23 protein-coding genes are annotated in these 22,617 nt (G+C 66.8%); 15 read left to right on the top strand and 8 right to left on the bottom strand.

Going from position 1 to position 22,617, the window contains the following annotated elements; all coding sequences use genetic code 11:
• The coding region (locus NS1_RS32015; RefSeq protein WP_174562702.1) for a TerD family protein at positions 1-661 on the bottom strand (661 nt) is incomplete at its 3' end.
• Positions 662-866: 205 nt separating this feature from the next.
• Between NS1_RS32015 and NS1_RS32010 the strand changes: the two genes are divergently transcribed.
• From NS1_RS32010 to NS1_RS32000, 3 genes are read left to right on the top strand one after another with little or no spacing between them, the layout of a single operon-like run.
• Entirely contained in the window at positions 867-1,490 is a 624-nt protein-coding gene (locus tag NS1_RS32010; protein WP_062990549.1) for an AIM24 family protein, read from the top strand.
• An 8-nt stretch (positions 1,491-1,498) separates the two neighbouring features.
• Complete coding sequence (locus tag NS1_RS32005) at positions 1,499-2,194, top strand: AIM24 family protein (RefSeq protein WP_062990547.1); 696 nt, start codon at positions 1,499-1,501, stop codon at positions 2,192-2,194.
• Between the two features lie 4 nt (positions 2,195-2,198).
• Positions 2,199-2,963, top strand: coding sequence for an AIM24 family protein (locus NS1_RS32000; RefSeq protein ID WP_062990545.1), 765 nt, complete (start codon positions 2,199-2,201; stop codon positions 2,961-2,963).
• A 45-nt stretch (positions 2,964-3,008) separates the two neighbouring features.
• Here the strand turns inward: NS1_RS32000 and NS1_RS31995 are convergent, their stop codons facing one another.
• From NS1_RS31995 to NS1_RS31980, 4 genes are read right to left on the bottom strand one after another with little or no spacing between them, the layout of a single operon-like run.
• The gene (locus tag NS1_RS31995; protein ID WP_062990567.1) at positions 3,009-3,806 is read right to left on the bottom strand and encodes an HAD family hydrolase; all 798 of its coding nucleotides are present in this window, start codon (positions 3,804-3,806) and stop codon (positions 3,009-3,011) included.
• 38 nt (positions 3,807-3,844) lie between these two features.
• Entirely contained in the window at positions 3,845-6,508 is a 2,664-nt protein-coding gene (locus tag NS1_RS31990) for a phosphoribosyltransferase (protein WP_084504689.1), read from the bottom strand.
• A complete protein-coding gene (locus NS1_RS31985; RefSeq protein WP_084504688.1) occupies positions 6,505-7,716 on the bottom strand; it encodes an HpcH/HpaI aldolase/citrate lyase family protein in 1,212 nt (403 codons plus the stop codon). The genes NS1_RS31990 and NS1_RS31985 overlap by 4 nt, the downstream gene beginning before the upstream one ends.
• 34 nt (positions 7,717-7,750) lie before the next feature.
• A complete protein-coding gene (locus NS1_RS31980; RefSeq protein WP_062990543.1) occupies positions 7,751-8,869 on the bottom strand; it encodes a hypothetical protein in 1,119 nt (372 codons plus the stop codon).
• Positions 8,870-9,156: 287 nt separating this feature from the next.
• On the opposite strand from NS1_RS31980, the gene NS1_RS31975 reads away from it, so the two are divergent.
• The gene (locus NS1_RS31975) at positions 9,157-9,732 is read left to right on the top strand and encodes a TerD family protein (RefSeq protein ID WP_062990541.1); all 576 of its coding nucleotides are present in this window, start codon (positions 9,157-9,159) and stop codon (positions 9,730-9,732) included.
• A 69-nt stretch (positions 9,733-9,801) separates the two neighbouring features.
• Positions 9,802-10,911, top strand: coding sequence for a DUF475 domain-containing protein (locus NS1_RS31970; protein ID WP_062990539.1), 1,110 nt, complete (start codon positions 9,802-9,804; stop codon positions 10,909-10,911).
• A 60-nt stretch (positions 10,912-10,971) separates the two neighbouring features.
• Here NS1_RS31970 and NS1_RS31965 read toward each other — a convergent pair whose 3' ends face one another.
• Positions 10,972-12,348, bottom strand: coding sequence for a glycosyltransferase family protein (locus NS1_RS31965; protein ID WP_062990537.1), 1,377 nt, complete (start codon positions 12,346-12,348; stop codon positions 10,972-10,974).
• Positions 12,349-12,518: 170 nt separating this feature from the next.
• On the opposite strand from NS1_RS31965, the gene rpsF reads away from it, so the two are divergent.
• The 5 genes from rpsF (at position 12,519) to dnaB (ending at position 16,199) form a co-directional block, all read left to right on the top strand.
• Positions 12,519-12,806, top strand: coding sequence for a 30S ribosomal protein S6 (gene rpsF / locus NS1_RS31960; RefSeq protein ID WP_056823926.1), 288 nt, complete (start codon positions 12,519-12,521; stop codon positions 12,804-12,806).
• Positions 12,807-12,901: 95 nt separating this feature from the next.
• Complete coding sequence (locus NS1_RS31955; RefSeq protein ID WP_056823931.1) at positions 12,902-13,477, top strand: single-stranded DNA-binding protein; 576 nt, start codon at positions 12,902-12,904, stop codon at positions 13,475-13,477.
• Positions 13,478-13,510: 33 nt separating this feature from the next.
• The gene (gene rpsR, locus NS1_RS31950; RefSeq protein ID WP_056823934.1) at positions 13,511-13,762 is read left to right on the top strand and encodes a 30S ribosomal protein S18; all 252 of its coding nucleotides are present in this window, start codon (positions 13,511-13,513) and stop codon (positions 13,760-13,762) included.
• Between the two features lie 17 nt (positions 13,763-13,779).
• The gene (rplI, locus tag NS1_RS31945; protein ID WP_056823936.1) at positions 13,780-14,232 is read left to right on the top strand and encodes a 50S ribosomal protein L9; all 453 of its coding nucleotides are present in this window, start codon (positions 13,780-13,782) and stop codon (positions 14,230-14,232) included.
• A 584-nt stretch (positions 14,233-14,816) separates the two neighbouring features.
• A complete protein-coding gene (gene dnaB / locus NS1_RS31940) occupies positions 14,817-16,199 on the top strand; it encodes a replicative DNA helicase (RefSeq protein WP_174552012.1) in 1,383 nt (460 codons plus the stop codon).
• Positions 16,200-16,206: 7 nt separating this feature from the next.
• Here dnaB and NS1_RS31935 read toward each other — a convergent pair whose 3' ends face one another.
• Both NS1_RS31935 and NS1_RS31930 read right to left on the bottom strand, forming a co-directional pair.
• Positions 16,207-16,572, bottom strand: a complete 366-nt coding sequence (locus NS1_RS31935) for a darcynin family protein (protein ID WP_062990534.1) — start codon at positions 16,570-16,572, stop codon at positions 16,207-16,209.
• 29 nt (positions 16,573-16,601) lie between these two features.
• Complete coding sequence (locus NS1_RS31930; protein ID WP_062990532.1) at positions 16,602-17,483, bottom strand: NAD(P)H-binding protein; 882 nt, start codon at positions 17,481-17,483, stop codon at positions 16,602-16,604.
• A 104-nt stretch (positions 17,484-17,587) separates the two neighbouring features.
• Between NS1_RS31930 and NS1_RS31925 the strand changes: the two genes are divergently transcribed.
• The 5 genes from NS1_RS31925 (at position 17,588) to NS1_RS31905 (ending at position 22,582) form a co-directional block, all read left to right on the top strand.
• Complete coding sequence (locus tag NS1_RS31925) at positions 17,588-18,529, top strand: LysR family transcriptional regulator (RefSeq protein WP_255284766.1); 942 nt, start codon at positions 17,588-17,590, stop codon at positions 18,527-18,529.
• Between the two features lie 97 nt (positions 18,530-18,626).
• Complete coding sequence (locus NS1_RS31920) at positions 18,627-19,154, top strand: hypothetical protein (RefSeq protein ID WP_062990528.1); 528 nt, start codon at positions 18,627-18,629, stop codon at positions 19,152-19,154.
• Positions 19,155-19,271: 117 nt separating this feature from the next.
• A complete protein-coding gene (locus NS1_RS31915; protein ID WP_062990561.1) occupies positions 19,272-19,649 on the top strand; it encodes a hypothetical protein in 378 nt (125 codons plus the stop codon).
• Positions 19,646-20,791 (top strand): cation:proton antiporter, encoded by a 1,146-nt coding sequence (locus NS1_RS31910; RefSeq protein WP_062990526.1) that lies wholly within the window; start codon positions 19,646-19,648, stop codon positions 20,789-20,791. Before NS1_RS31915 ends, NS1_RS31910 begins: the two co-directional genes overlap by 4 nt.
• A 117-nt stretch (positions 20,792-20,908) precedes the next feature.
• Entirely contained in the window at positions 20,909-22,582 is a 1,674-nt protein-coding gene (locus NS1_RS31905; protein ID WP_062990524.1) for a cutinase family protein, read from the top strand.
• Positions 22,583-22,617 lie beyond the last annotated feature (35 nt).

Genomic DNA, 22,617 nt, shown 5'->3' with positions numbered 1-22,617 from the left:
GGCCGGGCGGGGGCGGGTAGCCACCGCCGGGCGGAGCGTAGGCGGGCGCGGGCTGCTGCGGGTAGCCGGGCGCGGACTGCGCCGGGTACGCGGGCGGGGCCTGCTGCGGCGGGGGCGGCGGGGATGCGGCCTGCTGCGGGGCAGCCTGGGCGGGCGAATCATCGACCTGCACACCGTGATCGGTGACCAGTGCCGCGAAACCGCCCGCGTAGCCCTGGCCGACCGCGCGGACCTTCCAGCTGCCCTGACGGCGGTACAACTCGAGCGCGATCACGATCGACTCGGAGTTCAGACCATCGATCTGGTAGCTGAACAGCTGGTTGCCCGACGCGTCGGAGACGATGGCGGTGGGCGGGGCGAAGCGGCCGAAGTTGCTGTTCGCGTCGTCGAGGGTGATCACCGCGCGGATCTGATCGATGTCGGCGGGCACCGAGGGCAGCGAAACAGCAAGCGAGGCAGGCTGACCCGCCGGTCCGGGCCGGAGATCGACACCCGGTCCACTCGGCTGGTTGTAGAAGACGAAATCAGCGTCGGTGCGGACCTTGCCCTGCTCGGTCACGAGCAGCGCGGACAGGTCGGCCGGTGCGGTGACCTGGAGCGAGATCACCACGTCACTGACGGCCACCGGGCCGTTCTGGCCCTTGGCGAGTGTTGCAGACAAGTTCGACCCTTCGCTTGTCGTTGGTGGGTGTCGACGGAACTCGCTTGCCACTCTACGAGAAACCGCGCACACACGTCCGGGCTCTTCGCCGCTCACCCACATTGTTCGGCGTCGCGGGCGGAGTTTCGCCTGATCGGTTAGGGTGACGACGCAGTCGGACGACGGCGGTTCGCCCGCCTATTCAGAGGGGACAGCGGAGCCTGTCATGGCGCAATTGTTCGAACAGTCGAAGAAGGTGATCGAGGCGCAGCTCGCGGGGACGAGTATCCGCGCGATCGCAGGCTCGATGGTGGCCTATGAAGGCAATGTGCAGTTCAAATCGGCCGGGTTCGGCGGCGGCGAGGGCGTGCTCAACGGCCTCAAACGCCGCGCCACCGGCGAGAAACTGTCACTGATGGAATGCAACGGCAACGGTCGCGTTTTCCTCGCGGTGAACGGTCAGAACGTCACCGTGGTGAATCTCGACAACGAGACTCTGCAGGTGGAGTCGCAGCAGCTGCTGGCTTTCGCGGGCAATCTGCGCACCGATGTGCGGTTCGCCGGGGTCGGCGGGATGTCGGCGGGCAGCGGGCTGTTCACCACCACGGTCAGCGGGCAGGGTCAGGTGGCGCTGCTGTCGGCCGGTGGGCCGCTGATCCACCTGGAGGTGTCGCCGCAGTATCCGCTCATCGTGGATCCCGACGCGTTCGTCGCCTCGCGCGGCAATCTCAATCAGTCGTTCGTCACCGACGTCTCCTGGCGGAGCATGGTCGGTCAGGATGCGGGCGAGGCGTTCTCGCTGCGGTTCGACGGCCAGGGTGTCGTGCTGATCCAGCCGGCGGAACGGTAGGGCAGGCGATGTTCGAGAAGGTCAACGGCAAGGTCGTCAAGGTCAACGTCGGCCAGGCGGGCGGCGTCGTCGCCCGCTCCGGCGCGATGCTGTTCTACACGGGTCAGGTGGCGTTCGCGCCGCATCAGATTCCCGGCGCCGGTCAGGGCATGGGCGGTGGCGGTTTGATGCGGATGGCCGGGCAGATGATGGCCGGTGAGCACGAGCGGACCATGCTGGCGCAGGGCAACGGCGAGGTCCATTACGGATTCGCCGGGCTCGAGGTGCACGTGGTGCAGATGCAGCCGGGTGCGGTGTTGCGAGCCGAGGCGTCGCGACTGCTCGCGCAGTCGGCCGGTTTGCAGGCTTCCGTGGTGTCGGTGGCCAGTTCGGGCGGCGGCGGTGGCGGCGGTCTGATGGGCGCGCTGCGCGGTGCTGCCGCGGGTGTCGCGACCGGCACGGGCATGTTCACCACCCAGCTCAGTGGGCAGGGTTCGGCGGTGCTGCTCGCGCACGGCGGATTCCTGGAACTGCAAGTGGGCGGGCCGAATCCGATCGTCGTCGACCCGCAGGCGTTCGTCGCCGCCTACGGCAATGTGCAGACCGAATTGAAGTCCGCGATGAGCTGGCGCGACGCGGTGGGTCGCGGCGCGGGCGAGGCGATGCAATTGCATTGCCACGGACAAGGTGTGGTGTTCGTGCAGGCCTCCGAAGAGAAGTTGTGAACCGATGAGCGAAATCCTCTCACCGATGAATCTCGGTGCCAGCGACAACATTCCGGGCAACAGCTACGCCTACTGCATCGACCTGACCGGACCGTGGTTCATGCGCAAGGGCGCGATGATCGCCTACTACGGCCAGATCGAGTTCCAGATGCTCACCCACGGGCTGCAGGGCGGCCTGATGCATATGGTGAGCAGCCAGTTCTCGGCGCCACTGTTCGCGGGCGACTACGTGGTGGCGCAGGGCCACGGCAAGCTGATCATCGGCGACCGCGGGTACGACATCAATTCCTACGATCTCGAAGAAGGCAATCTCACCATCCGTGGTGCGAACCTGCTGGCCTTCGAGCCGGGACTGGCCCTCAAGCAGTCGATCGTGCCCGGGTTCCTCACACTGATCGGTACCGGCAAGTTCCTCGCGTCGTCGAACGGGCCGGTGATGTTCGCCGAACCGCCGCTGCGCGTGGACCCCGAATCCCTTGTCGGCTGGGCCGATTGCCCGTCGCCCAGTCACCACTACGACCAGGGGTGGATCGGCAGCTTCCTCGCGGCGGGTGCGGCCAGGATGGGCGCCAACTCCGGCGAGGAACGTCAGTTCGACTTCACCGGCGCGGGCACTGTCCTGATCCAGTCGACCGAGAAGATCATGAGTGACAACGCACTGGTCCGCACGATCGAGGGTCAGCTCCAGAGCGGTGTGACAGTCGGTGGTCTACAGCGCATCCAAGGTGTGATCGCCCAGCAGCTGGCTGGTCAGCAGCAGCACTACTGAGCGCTTCGAACCCGGGGGCCGTTCCGGCGCCCGGGTTCGTGCCGGTCAGCCGACCGGCACGGTGGTGCGCTGCGCCGCGGCGTGGAACCACTCGAGGATTTCCTCGCCCGCCAGGATTCCCGCCGCGGTGGTGATCGTGAGGTTGGCGGCGGTGAAGTTCAGTTCTTCGAGCTCGCCGTGACGTGGACGGATCGCGGCGTCGGCGGCTTTCAGCATCTCCGCGTCGAGTGCGCCGTCACCAGCGGTGAACAAGGTTGCGCTGCTGGCTAATTCGCCCGCTTCAGTCAGCCTCTTGCGAACCTCGGCGACGGCGAGACTCTTGCAGACAGCGTCGGGCATCGTGTAGATCTTGCGCCCCTGCTGGGACGCCGACCAACCGTTGGCGCGGCACCAGGTGTCCCATTCGGCGAGAAAGCCGGTGGGCACCTGATCGGGGCGGACCACCAGGTAGCAGAACAGTTCGTCGGCCTCGCGGTACTTGGTGACCCAGGAATCGTCTATACGGGAGCGTAATTCGGCGCCGACTTCTGCGAGGGTGGCTCCGGACGCGTTTACCTGGTCGTCGATGGCGACGCGCCACGCGGGGTCGGGGATGCCGTCGACGAGGATGTTGCCGCCGTTGCTGGTGATGGCGTAGCGCCACGGTGCGCCGGGCAGCGTGATGCGCTGGAACTGTTCGATCGTGCGGGTGGTCGTGGGGATCACCGGGGCGATGCCCGCGAGTTCGCGCAGGGCGGCGACGGCGGCGTTGGTCATGTAGGAGAGCGGTTCACCCTCGTAGTACTCGACACACTCCTTCGCCACGGCTTCGGCGCCACCGAAACCGTTGCGGGAGAAGATCATCGTGCGATCCAGATCGGTCGCGAAGAGGGACTCGGCGGTCACCGGGGTAGCTCCTTGATCAGGCCCATACAGGAATAGGCCAGGTCGGGGACCACTTCCACCGGGACATTGCGCGCTGCGGCGAGCAGGCGGATGTGGGCGTGCTCCGGTGCGTCTGCCTCGCGGACCAGCACTCGCCACGGTACCCGGCGCAACAGCACGCGAGTGGTCTCGCCGACGCCGGGCTTCACGTAATTGACTGTGCTGATGCCGTATTCGGCGCGGACCTTCTCCACCGAGGCCCACCCGGACCAGTCGGGAGTGCGGTCGGAATCCCGGATCGCGGCGACGGTGGCCGGGACCTTGTCGCTGATCGCGTCGAAAGCCGCTGTGACGGTGTCGATCAGCTGATTCGAGACATCGGCGTCGATCAGATCGCGGTAGAACTTCGCACCGTGGAACTCGCCGGGGCCGATCAGGGTGCTGTTGAGGACCGTGCGGGAAACCAGCCCTGACACTGTCGAATTCAGGCAGGCGGAGGCAATGAGGAAGTCGTCGCGGGTGCCGTAGGTCCGCACGCAATTCGCGGGATCGGCCAGGACGACGAGCTCGTCGTCGAACCGGGCGCCACCGGCAGCGTGATACGCGTCGAGCGCGGCGGTGAGCTCGTGGGTGATGGCGCCCTTGCCGGTCCAGCCGTCGACGAAGACGATCGAGGACGGATCGTGGTGGCGCGCCAGATAGTCGAGTGCCACCGCGTCGATGCCACGGTCACGCACGATCGAGACCGCGTAGTGCGGGACGGTGAGTGGCTCGCGGCCGATACCGCTGACGAGCCACCGTCGCATCAGCACGCCGACGGGAGTGCCCGCCCTGGCCAACGAGACCAAAACGATGTTCTCACCGCGTTCGGCAACCACGAGTTCGGCCACGGTCGCGACCGCCAGCGCCAACCGCTCGGCACTATCGGCCAGCACGCGGTCGAAGAGCTCGCGATATTCGGCGTCGGGCTGGAACTCCACCGGCAAGGACTCGGCGTAATGGGCAACGCCGGCCTGGATGCGCTGCTCGCGTTCGGTCACGTCGGCTTCCAGATCCGCGTCCGAGAGATCCTTCAGCAGCCACGAAACATCTTCGGGCGCATAGGAACCGAACTCCGGGCCGTGCAGGGCAACGGGGAACTGCCCAGCACCCGGCTCATTCGGGCCCGCGACAGAGCTCGCGCCGCCACCGTGTTTCGCGCGGCCCGCACGGTCCGCGGAATCGGTCTCCGCGGTCGATTCCTTGCGACTCGGCGCGTTCGCGCTGGTGGCGGAATCGTTGTACGACACGGACAGTGACGCGGTGCCGGCGCCCCGCTCAACGGTCCGGCCCGCGTGCAGCGCACGAGGATCCGCGCCTGGCAGAACAGCGATCAGGACATCGGCGCCCGAGGCGGTGAGGACGTCGACCAGACCGCCAGGGGCGACCAGCTCCGGGGTGTCGGCGGGGGGATCGATGACGACCAGCAGGACCGGGTCCGCGTCGGGCCACTGGGCGTTGTAGAGATAGCGCTGGGCGGTGGGGTCGGGTTCCGGGGCGGTGAACCGGAAGCCGCGACGCAGGGGATAGCCGGGTTCGTCGAGGACGTATGCCGGTGAGCGGGTGGTGGTTTGGAAGCGGGCGAGGGTGCCGGCGTCGGCCAGGTCGGCGGCCAGGCGCAAGGGGAGGTACATGAGTTCTTCGTGGCCGATGACGATGACCGGGCGGCCGGCGAACTCGGCGTCGAGGCGGGTGTTCACCTCGTCGGCAATGGATTTCACCGCGACGTCGAAGGCGGCGTTGTCCGCGCGAAGGACGCCGTGCCGACCGCCCTCGGGAACGTCGGCGGGCCAGGTCAATTCGATGCGTCCGTACGAACCCGGCTCGGTTGCGAGCGGATTCAGCTGCGGATCGGGCAGCGCTGTCACCGTGTCGATCAGCCCGGCCGGTAGCTCGGTGCGACCGGAGGCCAGGCAGACCGTGTCGATGCGCGCCCCGAGTTCGGCTGCGGCGGCTTCGAATTTGGTTCGATCAGCGGGTGTGCGCATATCGACCAGCGAGGCGAGCACGTAGTGCGAGCGGGGAGCGAAAGCGTGGAGCGCGCGCACCGCGTCGATGGCCGTGTCGCCGGTGGAGATCTCGTCGTCGACGAGCACCAGGGGGAGATCGTTGGCGAAGACGGCCGCGGGCGCGGGCTGGAGCAGGTGCGAGGTGGCGTGCGAATGGCCCTCTTCGAAGCCGGTCAGTGTGGTGGCCCGTGACTCGTGCCTGCGGGTGGAGTGCAGGTAGCAGCCCGCGTCGATCCGCGCAGCCACGCAGTGACCCAGACCGGTGGCGGTCTCGGCGAATCCGAGCACCACAGCTTCACGATCACCGAGCACCTCGCGCACCAGATCAGCCAGGCGATTACCCGCACCGATCACAATGCGCGGATCGGTCGGCAGGTGCTTGCCCAGCACCGTGGAAACCAGCAGATGGGCCCGACGCGGATTGCGGCGCAGACCCGGCTGCACCAGCGCGCCGATCTGGAGCTCGCCCGTCAGCACGCTCTCGGCGGACAACGCCACGAACCCCTCGGCCGACCTCGGCTCGAGCACCTCACCCGGCAAGGCAGCGCCGCCCGAGCGCGCGGCGAAGGACTCACCGTGATGCAGCTCGATGCCGAGATTCACTGTTGCCCATGGTGTTTCGAACGCACTCATTCGGCGATCATCGCTGTCAGCAAGTCCACGAAAGACACTCCCTTGTTCGCCACCCCGAACGCACGGGCCCGAACCAGCGTCTGGCGGGCCCAACTGCGGTGGGGGCGCATCTCGTTCATCTTGTTGCGGTATTCCGAGGCCGCGACGCCACCGACATCGGCGGCCATGATGTCCAGCGCGTCGGCGTACTCCTCGTGGGTCACCACCGACAGCGCGTGCACCACGGCCACGTGCGAGGGATGGATCACCGTTTTGCCCTGGATACCGTTGGCGCGGTCGAGAGTGATCTCGCGCAGCAGGCCGTCGAGGTCGCGGCTCACCAGGTACTGGCGGAACTTCACCGCGTCGGATTCCTCGAAGGGCGCGCTGCGCAGCTGCGGCCGGAACATCCGCTCGTGGTCGGCGAAGTACTCCCACACCGGTCCGGTGATGATGAAACCGGTGCCGTCGACGCGCCCGAGGTAGTTGACGATGTCGGCGATCACGTCGGCGACCACTCGCACGTCGTAGATCGTGAGGTCGCGGTCGCGACGGATGCCGAAGGTCGAGCACATGTCGGTGGCGCCGATTCGCACGGCCAGCAGCTGCTCACGGTGTCCGGCGAGCAGTTCGGCGATGCGGGCGAGCTGCTCGTCGCGGGTCTGGCGGTGCACCAGGTTCGCCGATTCGAGCACCGGCATCGCGTAGACCGGACGGCCGAGGCCGCGGTTGGCATCGTCGAGCGCGGCCAGGTAGGCGGGCCCGCTGACGGCGTCGAACTTGGGGAAGACGAATCCGGTGAGCACGTCGGCGCCCGGCCCGAGCGCGGCGACCAGCTCGCCGACCGAGGCCGCGTCACGTACCCGGATGAACAGCATCGGATTGGCGTCTTCGCCCCTGGCGAGCAGGTCGAGGGTGTCCACCGCGTGCTGCTTGGCGGCCTCCACCTCGTGATCGGCGACGGCGTCCTCGAGGTCGATCACCATCGAGCACACCCCGCGCGCGGCACGCCGGCGGATCGTCGCGGCGAGATCGGGGCGGGTCGCGGGCACGTAGAGGGTCGCGCCGAGCGCGGTCGCCAGCAGCTCCCGGTCGTCGGGGCCCTGAATCGGCTCCGGTTCGACCAGGAACAACTCCCGTCTGCGGGGACCCTGCAACTGCTGGAAATGGCGCAGCGGTATCTGCTTACGCAAGCAAACTTCCGGTGCGATGGCGTAGCCCGCGGTCATTCCCCCCACCTCATCTGTCGACCCATTGTCATTTCTACTTTTCGGCTGCGTGTTTTCTGATCCGCTCGACTACGCCCGTGATGAACTCAGCGACGGTACCCAGTTCGGTAACATACGCCCAATAGTCCGGATGACGACCAGTAAGTCCAGCGGTGATGCGGTCGAGGCGTTCTGCTTGTGCATCGAGAACCGAGCCCCACTCGGCGACCAGTCCTCGGTCGACCGCGAGCATCTGCGCGTCCCGCAGCCGAAATCGTACGGTGCGGGCCTGAGCTTCGGGATCGGCACGTACCTCACGGAGCAATTCGAGGCGCCGGGTGACGGCGTCGACCAACTGCTCGGCCTCGGCGAGGTACTCGCGTGCGGTGGCGGTCACATCAAGGGCGGTCTCCGGATCACGATCGGCTGCCGCGACGCGCGCGCCGACCAGCGCCTCGTCGGCGGCATCCATGCCACGACGGCTTTCCCGCTCATTGTTGGTCAAGTCCGCCGAACTCGCAGCACTGAACTCCCGCAACAGCGCGGAGTAGGCGGGCCCGAGCGCGCCGGCGCGATTGCGGACCGCGGCCAGCCTCGTGGTCACCGACGCGATCGCGTTCGCGGCGGCCGAAGCGCGAGAAGGTGCCTGCGCCAACGCATTCGACAATTCCGTGGTCGCCTGTTCCACCTGTGCCGCTGCCTCGCGCGCGCCCGCGACCGCCGTGCCGGGATCGACCGAAGAGGCTGTGATCAGAGCCTCATTCAGTCTCCTTACACCCGCGGAGATCGAGGGGTAATTCGTGAATCCGGACGACGCCGCGGCGGCCAGCACCCGCTCGGCCTCGGCACGCACATGCGTCAGCAGCTGTGGCACCGACGCCCGCACGGTCGCGGCCTCGGTCAGACCGGCGCGGTTCGCGTTGTAGAACTCGTCGACCCCTCGGGCGGCGTCGTTCAGCTGCCTGACCAACGCATCGGCCCGCCCCGGACCATCGGGCACCGCGGTGCCCGCGGCCTCGGCGGCGTCGAGCTCGTCGGTGAAGCTCAGGTACGCGCCCGCCGCGGCGTAGCACCGCGCGCGCACCGGCTCCCAGACGGCGGCGATCCGGCGTTCGGGAAAGACCTGCCCACTGGCCACCACGCCCGCCTCCGCTGCCGACTGCCTGCTGTCCATATCCAGAAAGGCGGCCGACGTCGCGGCCCGCGCCCCGCTGATCCACTCATGATCCGCCCCCGATCTGAACCATCCGCGTCTGCGAGGTGTCACCGGCACATCCCCTTTCCGAACCACGCATGCGGCCCGCCCGCTCACTGCCGTCGATGGTAGGAGATTCCCCCCGTTAACCTGGGCTGCAGACGGTTCCTACGCAAGATCTGCGAAACCTATTACTGTCGTAGCGGTACCCGGCGATTCGGACATGCTGGGAAACGACACACCGGACTAATCGAAGGGATTCCCGCATGGGTGTCAGTCTGTCCAAGGGCGGCAACGTTTCGCTGAGCAAAGAGGCTCCGGGCTTGACCGCGGTCTCGGTCGGCCTCGGCTGGGACGTGCGCACTACCACCGGCACCGACTTCGACCTCGACGCGAGCGCCATCGCGACCGGCGCCGACAAGAAGGTCGTCTCCGACAAGCACTTCGTCTTCTTCAACAACCTGAAGTCCCCCGAGGGCGCCATCGAGCACAAGGGCGACAACACCACGGGTGAGGGCGAAGGCGACGACGAGGTCATCGACGTCGACCTCGCCAACACCCCGCCGACCATCGAGAGCATCTTCTTCCCGGTATCGATCTACGATGCCGAGACTCGCTCGCAGTCGTTCGGTCAGGTACGCAACGCCTACATCCGCGTGGTCAACAAGGCCAACGGCACCGAGCTCGCCCGCTACGACCTGTCCGAGGACGCCTCGACCGAGACCGCTATGGTCTTCGGCGAGCTGTACCGCAACGGTGCCGAATGGAAGTTCCGCGCCGTCGGTCAGGGCTACGCCTCCGGCCTGTCCGGCATCGCTCGCGACTACGGCGTCAACGTCTAGTCACCATCGCGAACAGGGGGCTCGGCACATCGGGTCCCCTGTTCGTGCGAAACAGAAAGGTCCCTCCGCGTGATAACGCGCATCTTCGGCCTGTCCATCGTCATCACGGTGTTCTCGCTGGTCGTGGCCTACCTCTACGGTGGCTTGACCGCTCTCGCACTGTGCGCCATCCTCGGCATTCTCGAGGTGTCGCTGTCGTTCGACAACGCCGTCATCAACGCCACCGTCCTGGAACGGATGAGCGAGTTCTGGCAGCGGATCTTCCTGACTGTCGGCGTGCTGATCGCCGTGTTCGGTATGCGTCTGATCTTCCCGTTGGCCATCGTGTGGGTCACCGCGGGACTGAACCCGGTCGAGGCCTTCGACCTGGCGCTGAACCCGCCGGCGGACGACGCCGCCTACTTCCCCGACGGCAGCCCGAGCTACGAGACGCTGCTCACCGACGCGCACCCGCAGATCGCGGCGTTCGGCGGCATGTTCCTGGCGCTGCTGTTCCTGAACTTCATCTTCGATGAGCGTGACATCACCTGGCTCAGCTGGCTCGAGAAGCCGCTGGCCAAGGCGGGCAAGCTCGACATGCTGTCGGTGGTCGTAGCCGGTACCGGTCTGGTGCTGGTCGCGGAGTTCCTCGCCGACGCCGACGATCGCTCCACCGTGCTGGTCTCCGGTCTGCTCGGCATGATCGTCTACATCCTGGTCGACGGACTCGGCTCGATGTTCCACACCGAGGAATTCGAAGAGGGACCACAGGGTGGCCCGTCCACGCTGGTCAAGGCGACTGGTAAGGCCGCGTTCTTCCTGTTCCTCTACCTGGAAGTGCTCGACGCGTCGTTCTCCTTCGACGGCGTCATCGGCGCGTTCGCCATCACTTCCGACCCGATCATCATCGCGCTCGGCCTCGGCCTGATCGGTGCGATGTTCGTCCGGTCGATCACGGTGTACCTGGTTCGCCAGGGCACGCTGTCGGACTACGTGTACCTCGAGCACGGCGCCCACTGGGCGATCGGCGCGCTGGCGGCGATCCTGCTCGTCTCGATCGGCGTGCACATCAACGAGCTCATCACGGGTCTGGTCGGCGTGGCGTTCATCGGCGCGGCGCTCGTCTCCAGCGTCTTGCGCAACCGCAAGTCCGAGCCCGACGCTGTGGCGGACGCCAAGGAATCCACTCCGGTCAGCTGATCCACGGCCGAAGAGTCACAGCGGCGGCGAGTCCCTTCCGGGATTCGCCGCCGTTGTCGTTCACGCGGGTTGCAGTTGGCGGCCCGGTGCCGTGCTCGGTTCGAGGCGCCTGCCACGGATCCTCGCCCGCAGAAAGAGGAAGAACAGGGTGATCAACAGGGCGGTGCGCAACCACACGCCGAACTGGACGATCCCTTCCATCAGTTCGACGCTCTCGCCCTCACCCAGCGCGGCGAAGTACCGGAACACCCCGACGCCCACCGCCGCGTCGGCCACCAGATAGGCCGCGACCAGCGACCACGGCACCTCGAGCAACACCAGGAACGGAATTATCCACAGGGTGTACTGGGGTGAATGCACCTTGTGGAAAAGCATGAAGGCGGCCAGCATCGCCGCGCTCACGCCCACCCACGGGTACGCCGAACTGGGGGTCCAGCGCCGCCAGCCAAGCCACATGGCCAGCGCGAACCCGCCGAAGATCAGGGCGGGCGAGGCGATCGCCACGGCGTGGTGCCAGGTCTGTGTCGTCTCCGCCGCGCGGCCGAACAGGAGCTGGTGACCCCAGTACCAGATCGAGTTGGTGGTGATGTCGGCCTGACGCAACTGCTGGAAGGTGATCGAGGCGCGCCAGCCCTCCACCCCGGCCAGCACGAACGGCAGGTTCACCGCCACGACCGTGCCCATCGCGGCCAGCAGGGTCTGCGCGGCGCCTGCCACATCGAGCTCGCCGATCCGGCGTCGATCGCGCGGGGCGCCCTCGGTGAGCACGAACACCGCGAGCGGGAGCACGAAGATTCCCGGATAGAGCTTGAGACAGAAACCCAGCGCGAGCAGCACCGCGGCGATGATTCCGCGGGTGCGCACGGACAGACCGGTCAGCATCGTCATCACGTAGACCGCCGCCACCGCCGTGCACACCACCGGCAGTTCCCAGTTGTGGAAGGCGTAGAACACCAGCGGCGGGCCGATCGCCCACAGCAGCGCCGCCGGGCCGGCGATTCTGGCCAGCATCCAGGCCGTGAGCAGGGCGAACGGCGCGAGCAACAGCGCCGAATGCCACAGGAAGTCGGCGTCGTTGTCCACCCCGATGGCGCCTGCCCACATCAGCACGCCGCTGAGCACCGGGTATTCCACCGCGCCACCGGTCAGCGCACCGTCGTCGGTGATCGCGCCGTCGACATACGGGAAGACGTGATTGTCGATATCGCGGCCGAGCCACAGGAATTGGATGTCGGAATAACAGACATCCGAATCCTTGCGCTCCTCGAATACCAGACTGCGACCGGATTCATCGATCGCGCCGCCCGCGCACCGGGCTTTGTTGGCATAGGCCAGCGCGAGGGTGAGCCCACACAGCAGCATCACCACGATGCTCAAGGCCGCGGCCCACGTCGCGCCGCGCCGTGCTGCGCGCTGCCGCGGGCCGACTGTGGTCATGGCGACCACATTATGCGGCGACGCCGCGATCGCCGGGGTACACCCGCGGCGGGCATCGATTTCGCTGGTAACTACCCGCTCATGTAGCCTTGGCGGGTTGCTGACGCAACGAACCCTCCTGCCATGGAGAGTCCATGGCCGTTTCCTAGTCCACAGGAGGTGATTGGTCCGTGCGTCAATATGAAGTAATGGTCATCCTCGACCCGAGCCTGGACGAGCGCATCGTCGGGCAGTCCCTGGATACCCTGCTCACGGTCGTCAAGACCGAGGGCGGCAACGTCGACAAGGTCGACATCTGGGGCCGCCGCCGGCTCGCCTACGAAATCGCCAAGCAGGCCGAAGGCATTTACGCGATCGTCAACCTGACCGCGACCCCGGCCACCGTGAGCGAACTCGACCGCCAGCTGGGCCTGAACGAGACGGTGCTGCGCACCAAGGTTCTGCGCAACGACAAGTAGTCCGCACCCTTCTCGAATTTGATGTCAGAGCCTAGCTTTAGGCTCGAGCGCAAATCCCCGAGATGCGGACTGCACCCCGAGCAGGAGGAACCCCCATGGCAGGCGACACGGTCATTACCGTCATCGGAAACTTGACGGCAGACCCGGAGCTTCGTTTCACGCCCGCAGGCGCAGCGGTGGCAAATTTCACCGTCGCGTCGACTCCCCGTGTGTTCGATCGCAATTCGAACGAATGGAAAGACGGCGAGGCTCTGTTCCTGCGCTGCAATATCTGGCGTGAAGCAGCGGAGAACGTCGCCGAAAGTCTGACCCGAGGCGCTCGCGTCATCGTGAGCGGTCGGCTCAAGCAGCGCTCCTACGAAACCCGCGAGGGTGAGAAGCGCACTGTGGTCGAGCTCGAGGTCGACGAAGTCGGTCCCTCGCTGCGTTACGCGACTGCGAAGGTCTCCAAGGCCGGTCGCGGTGGCGGAGGCGGCGGTGGCGGCTTCAGTGGTGGTGGTTCCGGCAATGCCGGTGGTGGATCTAGCGCAGGCGGCTACAACGCCAACAATGGCGGCGGACGTCCGGCCGGCGGCAGCAATGCCGGTGGCGAAGACGATCCGTGGGGTAGCGCGCCCGCGGCCGGCTCCTTCGGGGGCGGCGGCCGCATGGATGACGAACCGCCGTTCTGATCGAACGGCACTCATAGTACGGAGAGAAAAACCATGCCTAAAGCGCCCGCGCGCGAAAAGGTACTGAAGAAGAAGGCCTGCGCTTTCTGCAAGGAAGCAAAGTCCGGAATCGTCAATATCGATTACAAGGACACCACGCTGCTGCGTAAGTACGTCAGCGATCGCGGCAAGATCCGCGCTCGCCGCGTCACCGGCAACTGCGTGCAGCACCAGCGTGACATCGCTGTCGCCGTCAAGAACTCGCGTGAGGTGGCTCTGCTTCCTTACGTGTCGACCGCTCGCTGAGAAAGGGAGTCACACAGATGAAGCTCATCCTCACCGCTGATGTCGACAACCTCGGCGCCCCCGGCGACCTTGTCGAGGTCAAGGACGGCTACGGCCGTAACTTCCTGCTGCCCCGCGGTCTGGCCATCCAGGCCACCCGTGGCGCCCAGAAGCAGGTCGACGGAATCCGTCGCGCCCAGGACGCCCGCAAGGTGCGCGACCTGGATCACGCCAACGAGCTGAAGCAGGCCATCGAGGGCCTCGCCGCGGTTTCGCTGGCCGTGAAGACCGCCGACAGCGGCAAGCTGTTCGGTTCGGTCACCACCACCGACGTGGCTTCGGCCATCAAGGCCGCTGGTGGCCCCGTGGTCGACAAGCGCAGCATCGAGCTGCCGAAGTCGCACATCAAGGCGACCGGTAAGCACGGCATCGTGGTGCACCTGCACCCCGATGTGGTTGCGAAGTTCAACCTCGAGGTTGCTGCGAACTGAGTTCGCTGGAAACCACCCCTGTGCGTGCATAGGGGTGGTTTCTGCTTGCCTTTTTCAGGCTATTTTTTCGATAACTGATCAGTAGCCGACGTTACGGCCGATGCGAGCCGTGTTGCGCGGCTCACGGTCGGTAACTGCGTGACCTCCGGTTATTCACCCTGTGGATGACTGCGGAAACCGACCGGCAGATTTGTGACTCCCGTCATAGCCTGCACCATCGCTGTTTACCCAACACGCCCGGCTGTTCACCTTTACCGACACGCCGGAACTTCTTTCATCCACAGGGCCCAGGTTGGACAAACCGGGGCCTAGCAGGGCGTTTTACCGTATTGACCTGGGTTTTCCCCATGTTTTCCACAGGCGCTGCACAACAACGGGTGAACTACCCCCAAGTTATCCACAGTTGTGTGCACATGTCGGGTTGGCGAGTCCCGAAAACGTCGCCTAGGTTCGTCGCATTGCCCCGCTTGCGGCCCCCGGAATCACGCAGGCAACCGATTGCTGACATCCGTGTCGGTGTCCGGGAGTACAACGAGTACATCGATGTGTAACCCCCGGTTCTGCGGGCAGAGAGGACTCCCCTGGTGACAACCACCGGTGACCGCGCGCAAACCGAGTTCACGCCTGAGCCGCCCGGCGAGGACTTCGGCCGTCAGCCTCCGCACGACATGGCCGCTGAGCAGTCCGTCCTCGGCGGCATGCTGCTGAGCAAGGACGCCATCGCCGATGTGGTGGAGGTGCTGCGCCCCGGAGACTTCTACCGCCCCGCGCACCAGGCCGTCTACGACACCATCCTCGACCTCTACGGCCGCGGCGAACCCGCCGACCCCGTCACCGTGTCCGCGGGTCTCGACCGCCGCGGCGAACTCAAGCGCATCGGCGGCCCGCCCTACCTGGTGACCCTCACCCAGACCGTCCCCACCGCGGCCAACGCCGGCTTCTACGCCGAGATCGTCGCCGAGAAGGCCATCCTGCGCCGCCTCGTCGAAGCGGGCACCCGCATCGTCCAGTTCGGCTACGCGGGCGCCGACGGCCAGGACGTCGCCGAGGTGGTCGACCGCGCCCAGGCCGAAATCTACGAAGTCACCGAACGCCGCACCACCGAGGACTTCACCCCGCTGGAAGAACTCCTCCAGCCCACCATGGACGAGATCGACTCCATCGCCTCCCGAGGCGGCATCTCCCTCGGCGTCCCCACCGGCTTCACCGAACTCGACGAACTCACCAACGGTCTTCACCCAGGTCAGATGATTATTGTGGCCGCCAGACCTGGCGTCGGCAAATCGACCCTGGGAATGGATTTCATGCGGAGCTGCTCGATCAAGCACGGCATGGCGAGCGTCATTTTCTCGCTCGAAATGAGCCGTACCGAGATCGTGATGCGTCTGCTTTCGGCCGAGGCGAAGATCAAGCTCGGTGATATGCGGTCCGGGCGGATGAGCGATGACGACTGGACCAAGCTGGCTCGCCGGATGAGTGAGATCAGTGAGGCGCCGTTGTTCGTCGACGATTCGCCGAACTTGACCATGATGGAGATTCGGGCGAAAGCTCGACGGCTCAAGCAGCGTCATGATCTGAAACTCGTTGTGGTGGACTACCTGCAGCTGATGAGCTCGGGTAAGAAGGTCGAATCGCGTCAGCAGGAAGTCTCGGAATTCTCGCGACACCTCAAACTGCTCGCCAAGGAACTCGAGGTTCCGGTGATCGCGATCTCGCAGCTGAACCGTGGTCCGGAACAGCGAACCGACAAGCGGCCCATGGTCTCCGACCTTCGCGAGTCCGGCTCGCTCGAGCAGGATGCGGATATGGTCATCCTGTTGCACCGCCCCGACGCCATCGAACGCGACGACCCTCGCGGCGGCGAGGCCGACCTCATCGTCGGCAAACACCGTAACGGCCCCACCGCCACGATCACCGTCGCCCACCAGCTGCACCTCAGCCGGTTCGTGGATATGGCCAGAGGCTGATCCACGCTCAGGTGGTGATGGTGGCTACGGGTTCGAGGCCGTAGGTGCGGGCGTAGCCGTTTTCGGTGCCGACGAGTAGGTCGACGACCTCGAAATAGCGGTCCCAGAACGGGGTTTCGCGTAGGGCGTCGATGAGGAGTTGGTAGGCGTGGTGGTCATCGGCTTCCCATACCCAGACGTCGGTGACGCGGGCGGAGTAGAACTCGGTGTCGTAGAAGCGTGACCGTACGCCGGTGGTCTTTGCCTCGATAGCGGGTAGGACCTGGGTGGTGAAGGCGTTCACGCGTTCCCGGACGGTCAGTGCGAGCCATTCGGGTGTCGTCTTGACGAGCATGAACGCGGTGACCGGTGGTTCGGTTTTCTGAGCGGGCATCGGGGTGTCTCCCAAGGTGTCGGTGGGTCTCAAGCGCGGACGGCGGGGGCGAGGGTCTGGGCGCACCACTGCTCGAAGGTGGTGGGGGACGCGGTTTTCGGGGTGCGGGTGACTCCGGCGTCGAGGCCGTGGTCTTTGGCCCGCTTCATGTCGACGACACCCTGGGCGAAGGCCTCGTCGAGGCCATAGCCGACCAGCTCGGTGCGCAGTTCGTCGAACGACTGGCGTTCGTAGCGGACCGGGCGGCCGAGCTGTTGGGTCATGATGCGGGCCATGTCATCGGGCGACAGGTCGTGCGGCCCGAGGACCGGGACCTCGGCGGCGCCGGTCCACGAACGGTCGAGCAGCAGGCCTGCGGCAACGGCCGCGATATCGGCGACGGCGACGAGCGGGGCTTTGCGGTCGGCGTCGACAACATCGACGAACACCCCCTTGTCGCGGATCGAGTCGACCTCCTCCACGAGGTTCTCGAAGAAGGACGGGTTGGCCAAGGCCCGGTAGGCCACGCCGGAACCCGCGATGAGGTCGTCCATGGCGAGGGAGGCGGTGACCAGGCCCGCGCGGTCGGCGACCGGGGTACCTCGGCCGAGCGCGGAGACCCCGACTACATGGCCGACGCCGTGGACGGCGAGCGCCTCAGCGGCGGGGCGGGTGAAGCCGCTCCAGCCGTCGTGCGGGGACCGGGAGGCGTCCGGGGGAACGAGCCAGAAGACGGCATCCGCGCCGTCGAGGGCCCGGTCGAGGACGTGGGCGTCGCCGTGCGAGCCGGTGATCACCTCGATACGTTCGTGCGCGACGTCCGGGAGCCGCGCGGGATCACGCACGATCACCCGCAGCTGCTCATCGGACTCCATGAGCTGGGCGAGCAGTGGGCGGCCGATGTTCCCGGTAGGAGCGGTGATAACGATCATGAGGGCCTCGCAGTTCGTCGGATCGGTACACCCGCCATCCTGCGAAGAACCGCGCATTGCCACAATGGGAATTTCAGCACTGAATTATTGACTGAAATGGAATAATGCTGGTGAACAGCCCCGATCCGGTGATCGATGCCAATCTCGCCATCGCGCTGAACGCCCTGCTGGCCGAGCACAGCGTCACGCGCGCCGCCGCCCGCCTGCACACCTCACCCGCCGCGATGAGCCGCACCCTCGCCCGTCTGCGGCGCATCCTCGGCGATCCGCTCCTGGTCCGGGCGGGACAAGGGATGGTTCCCACCCCGCGTGCCGAGGCCCTGCGCGAGGAAGCCGCCGCGGTGGTGCGCAGCCTGGGTGCGCTGCTCAGCCCCGGCACCGGCGTCGACCCCGCAGGTCTGATCAGCACCTTCACCCTGCAAGCCGCCGACCTGGTCGGCGCGGCGCTGGCGCCCCGACTGCTGCAGCTGGCCGAGCAGGAGGCGCCGGGCGTCTCGTTCCGGCTCCTGGCCGAGGAGCTGGAGGCCGGATCCGCGCTTCGCGACGGCCGGATCGACCTGGAGATCGGGTCCATCGACCACATAGATCCTGAGACCCAGGTCGAAGAGTTGGTTCGCCTGCGGATGGTGGCGGCGGTCCGGCCCGGCCACTACCTCACCGAGGAACCCCTGACCCCAATGCGATTCGCTGCCGCCGAGCACGTCGCGGTCAGCCGACGCGGCCGGTTCACCGGACCACTCGATGCCGCGCTGGCCGAGCAGAACCTGCGACGACGGGTCAGGGTCGTCCTCCCCAGCCATCTGGCCGCCATGACCCTCGCCGCCCGCAGCGATATCGTCTGCCTCGTCCCCGCCGCGCTACCCGGCGCCGACCCGTCACCCCTCACCGATGACGCGACCGCCCTCGGACTACACCTCCTCGACATCCCCCTCGCACTGCCGCCGGTGACCATCGGCATGGCCTGGCACCCCCGCCACACCGCCGACGGTGCCCATCACTGGCTGCGCGACGCCATCCGCCGCACCCTCACATCACCTGAGCCCTGATCGCCGGATCGCTGAGCTGGAGCGGCCACGCTACGGTTCAGCGGACGACCGCACGGCGCATCGCCTGCGGCAACGCCGCGATGAGATCGGAATCAGGGTGGGGAAGAGTACGGCGCCGGTCAATCCGGTGGTGCCGGCGTATTGGGCGGTATCCGCTGTTGGCGCGGTGCTGTATTTCCTCGGCGTCCTCCATGTGGGGATGCGGTTGGCGCAGTGGTCGGGCAGCGACGTCGCGATGACGCTGATGCTGCCGATCGGTCTGGTGTTCGGCCTGGTGACGTGGCCGTTCGTGCTCGCGGTGGGGTGGCGTGCGCGCCGGGCGTATCTGAGAAAGTCCGCGATCTCCGTTGCGGCGACGGTGGTCGAATCCGGTCACCACGTGCACCGACGGGCCGGACGGATCTTCGTCACACACAGGGTGAAGATCGACGTGGTGTTCACCCATCCCGAGACCGGAACCGAACACCGGATGACGAAGGAGTTCGCGTTCGCGGAGTTCCGGCGGGCGGCCGCGAAACGGCTCGCGCACCGGTTTCCGCCGGACGCCGAGCTGCCGATGCTGGTGCGCGGACGCGCCGCGGGATTCGATGTGCCGCAGCGACCGCAGTGGGTCGACATCTGGTAGCAGTCCATCGCTACCCCGACCACGGCCCGATACCGATCGCGCAACCGATCTACAACATGTGGCGACCCCTCGGCAAACCCGTTGGAGGGGGCGGATGATGAGTCGATGACCGAAGCGATCCTGCAGGTGCATTGGAAGTCCGCCCCGGAAGACCACGACTATCCGGCTGCCGCCGACTATCTCGAGCTACTCGGCGACAAGGCGCTGGTCGACGCGATCGTGGCCGAGCTCAGGGCCGCGCCGGTGATCGTCAAGAAGGTGAAGGACATTCTGCGGGCCTCCCAGCTCAATGCCCTCACCCCGGACAACCCGCATGTGCGCAGAGACCTGCTCAAGGTGACCGAGGGCAAGAAGCTCTCGCCGATCCTGCTGGTGCGCGGTGACTGTCGCCGGAACGTGCCGATGCTGATCGCGGACGGCTACCACCGGGTGTGCGCGCTGTACTGGGCCGACGAGAACATCGAAGTACCGGCCAAGATCGCCGCGATGCCATGACCTTCGCGACCCTGGCGCTGGTGGTCGCGCTCGGGTTGATCGGGCCGCTGCTGGCTTTGCCCAAGCAGCTGTACCTGCCGGTGCTGCTCGGCGAGATGGTCGCGGGAATCATCTTCGGCACCACCGGTTTCGGCATCCTCGACCCCACTGATCCGATCTTCGTCTTCCTCGCCGATATGGGTTTCGCGCTGGTGATGTTCGCCGCGGGGACCCACGTGCCCGTGCGTGATCCGCAGGTGCGCACCGCGCTCGGCAGCGGTGCTGCGCGGGCCGTGCTGGTCGGCGTGGTCGCGGCGGTCGCGGGCTGGGCGGTGGCGCAGGCGTTCGACATCGGGCACGCGGCCGTCTACGCGGTGCTGATGGCGTCGTCGTCGGCGGCGATGGCGTTGCCGATCATCGACTCGATGCGGTTGAGCGGGCCGCCGGTCCTGTCGCTCACCGCACAGGTGGCCATCGCCGACACCGCGTGCATCGTCGCGCTGCCGCTGGTGATCGATCCGGCGAACGCCCTCAGAGCCGCGATCGGCGCGGTGGCGGTCGCGCTCTGCGCGGTGGTGATGTTCTTCGTCCTGCGCTACCTACATAAGACGGGTGCGCAGCGTCAGGTGCACGAGGTGTCCGAGGACCGGAAGTTCACGCTCGAACTGCGGGTGAGTCTGGTCCTGGTGTTCGCGCTGTGCGGGGTGGCGAGCGCGATGCATGTCTCGATCATGCTCGGCGGGTTCGCTGCCGGCCTGGCGGTGGCCGGGGTCGGCGAACCACGGCGGGTGGCCAAGCAGGTGTTCGCGATCAGCGACGGCCTGCTCGCTCCCCTGTTCTTCGTCTGGCTCGGCGCTCGGCTCGATCTCCGGGAGTTCGGGGAGCATCCGCGGTTCATCCTGCTCGGCCTCGCCCTCGGCTTCGGTGCGGTTGCCGTGCACTGCGCGGCGCGACTGCTCGGCCAGCCGGTGGCCTACGGCACGCTGGCCGCGGCCCAGATCGGGGTGCCGGTCGCGGCGGTGACCGTCGGTAGTCAGTTGGGGGTGCTCGTGCCGGGCGAGGGCTCGGCGATCATGTTGGCGACGCTGTGCACCATCGTGGTGGCGGCGATAGCGGCCGGACGACTCGCGGCGAAGGCGACCGCTCCCGCGGTCGACCTGTGAGCCCGATCAATTCCTGTTCGCGTCAGTAACGATCTTGCTGGTGGTCACGACAATGTTCGTGACATGCGGCCCGTCGGGGGGCCTGCCCACCTGTAGGTCATTCGAACGGGATCACATATGAATCTGCGTGAGTTTCTTGCGAAACATCGCCTTGCTTCGGCTGTCGCCGCGCCTGCGGCGTTGGGGGTCGCGGCGATCGTGGCCGCCTCGTTCGCGGTGACGTCGCAGCCTGCTTCACCGCGCTACGAGCTGACCACGTCGGTGACCGAATGCCGCGAGATGGTGACCATCTCGGTGGCCGGTCGCAACGACACCCCGGTCGAGGGCACCACGGCGATGCTGCTCGATGCCAACGGAAACCCGCTGCCCGCGGCGCTGTCAGGCGATCACAGCAGCGTCTGGGTGGATCCGGTGGTGAACGCACCACGTGACGATCTGGCCGAGGGCGAGTACGCGGCGGTGTACATCGCCTACCCGGCCGATATGTCGACCTATGAGGACGCGGTCAACGCGGGTGTCGCCAACACCCAGCAGGTGATGCGCGAGATCTCGGCGGCCTGCCCGGACACCAAGTTCTCCATCGTCGGCTACAGCGAGGGCGCCGACGTGGTGCGCCGCGTGGCCGAGGGCATCGGCAACGACGACCCCGCAGACGGGTACGCGACCGTGAATCCGGACGACGTGCTCGGTGTGGTGATGTTCGCCGATCCCGGTCGCAAGGCCGGCGACGGCACGTTCCTCGGTGCCGAGGACCCGTTCGCCAACCCCGACAACTTCGACCAGAAGTACCAGAACGGCACCAAGCCGATCTCGGGTCAGGGCGTGACCACGGGCAACGACTTCGGCGCGCTCAACGGCAAGATCGCCTCGTTCTGCTCCGAGGGCGACCTCACCTGCGCGGCGCCGGAGAACATCTCGCTGCTGCAGCTGGCCGCCAATGTGGGTCGCCAGATCAATATCGACGACCTGCAGCGCGACGGGCTCACTCCGGCCACCGGCCAGGACATGGCCTTCACGCTGGGCCGGATCGCGATGGCCGCGTTCTCCGACATCGGCTCGAACCCGAACTGGATGGCCAGCGACGAAACCTTCCTCGACGTGCTGCTGAAGGTCTCCGACCCGGATTACAAGCCGGGTCAGACCACCACCACCCCGGCGAAGGCCGACGTGATCGCCGGTGAGCAGCTCTCGCCGCTGGCGTACCTGCCGCAGAAGATCTTCAACGAGATCGTCGGGCTGATCGTGACGAACCAGAACACGATCCCGGTGGCGATGAGCGATCCGTACCAGCTCACCCTCGGTCCGAACGGCACCGGTCACCACTTCGACTACTGGCGTGATTCCGACTCCTCGAACGGCAAGCCGCTGACCTCGGCGGAGTACGCCGCGGCATGGCTCACGCACCTGGCCAAGCAGGCACAGGCGGGCGAGACGGTGAACACCAAGGCGGCACCGGACGACTCCTCGGTGACAGCCGCGCTGGCAGCTCCGACGAAGCCGGCGACGACCACCACCGCGCCGACCAGCACGTCGAAGTCGACCACCACGAAGTCGACGACGACCAGCCCCAAGTCGACCACCACGTCGAAGACGGGCACCACGACAGTGGCCCCGACCACCACGCCGTCGACCACCACGCCGGAGCCGGCGACCAACCAGGCCGCCGCACCCGCTCCGACCACAACCGTGGATCCCACCACCACAGTGGCACCGACCACGACGGTGGCTCCGACCACGACTGTCGAGCCGACCACCACCCAGCCCCCGACAACCACCCCCTCAGCCAACTAGTCACCAACCACGAAATCCCCGGTGGGCAGCGATAG

Source organism: Nocardia salmonicida NBRC 13393 (assembly GCF_001613085.1).
Lineage (GTDB): Bacteria > Actinomycetota > Actinomycetes > Mycobacteriales > Mycobacteriaceae > Nocardia > Nocardia salmonicida.
Note: the sequence above shows the minus strand (reverse complement) of the source record. Positions and strands in the feature narration are given on the sequence as shown.

Bases quoted from the DNA above. Each gene is read 5' to 3' on its own strand.
- NS1_RS31925 (WP_255284766.1), top strand. From the start codon at position 17,588: ATGCTGGTGAACAGCCCCGATCCGGTGATCGATGCCAATCTCGCCATC.
- NS1_RS31910 (WP_062990526.1), top strand. From the start codon at position 19,646: ATGACCTTCGCGACCCTGGCGCTGGTGGTCGCGCTCGGGTTGATCGGG.
- NS1_RS31995 (WP_062990567.1), bottom strand. From the start codon at position 3,806: ATGATCTTCTCCCGCAACGGTTTCGGTGGCGCCGAAGCCGTGGCGAAG.
- NS1_RS31965 (WP_062990537.1), bottom strand. From the start codon at position 12,348: ATGACCACAGTCGGCCCGCGGCAGCGCGCAGCACGGCGCGGCGCGACG.
- rpsR (WP_056823934.1), top strand. From the start codon at position 13,511: ATGCCTAAAGCGCCCGCGCGCGAAAAGGTACTGAAGAAGAAGGCCTGC.
- NS1_RS31905 (WP_062990524.1), top strand. From the start codon at position 20,909: ATGAATCTGCGTGAGTTTCTTGCGAAACATCGCCTTGCTTCGGCTGTC.
- NS1_RS31955 (WP_056823931.1), top strand. From the start codon at position 12,902: ATGGCAGGCGACACGGTCATTACCGTCATCGGAAACTTGACGGCAGAC.
- NS1_RS31935 (WP_062990534.1), bottom strand. From the start codon at position 16,572: ATGCCCGCTCAGAAAACCGAACCACCGGTCACCGCGTTCATGCTCGTC.
- rplI (WP_056823936.1), top strand. From the start codon at position 13,780: ATGAAGCTCATCCTCACCGCTGATGTCGACAACCTCGGCGCCCCCGGC.
- NS1_RS32005 (WP_062990547.1), top strand. From the start codon at position 1,499: ATGTTCGAGAAGGTCAACGGCAAGGTCGTCAAGGTCAACGTCGGCCAG.
- NS1_RS32000 (WP_062990545.1), top strand. From the start codon at position 2,199: ATGAGCGAAATCCTCTCACCGATGAATCTCGGTGCCAGCGACAACATT.
- NS1_RS31975 (WP_062990541.1), top strand. From the start codon at position 9,157: ATGGGTGTCAGTCTGTCCAAGGGCGGCAACGTTTCGCTGAGCAAAGAG.
- NS1_RS31980 (WP_062990543.1), bottom strand. From the start codon at position 8,869: ATGGACAGCAGGCAGTCGGCAGCGGAGGCGGGCGTGGTGGCCAGTGGG.
- NS1_RS32010 (WP_062990549.1), top strand. From the start codon at position 867: ATGGCGCAATTGTTCGAACAGTCGAAGAAGGTGATCGAGGCGCAGCTC.
- NS1_RS31930 (WP_062990532.1), bottom strand. From the start codon at position 17,483: ATGATCGTTATCACCGCTCCTACCGGGAACATCGGCCGCCCACTGCTC.
- NS1_RS31985 (WP_084504688.1), bottom strand. From the start codon at position 7,716: ATGACCGCGGGCTACGCCATCGCACCGGAAGTTTGCTTGCGTAAGCAG.
- NS1_RS31990 (WP_084504689.1), bottom strand. From the start codon at position 6,508: ATGAGTGCGTTCGAAACACCATGGGCAACAGTGAATCTCGGCATCGAG.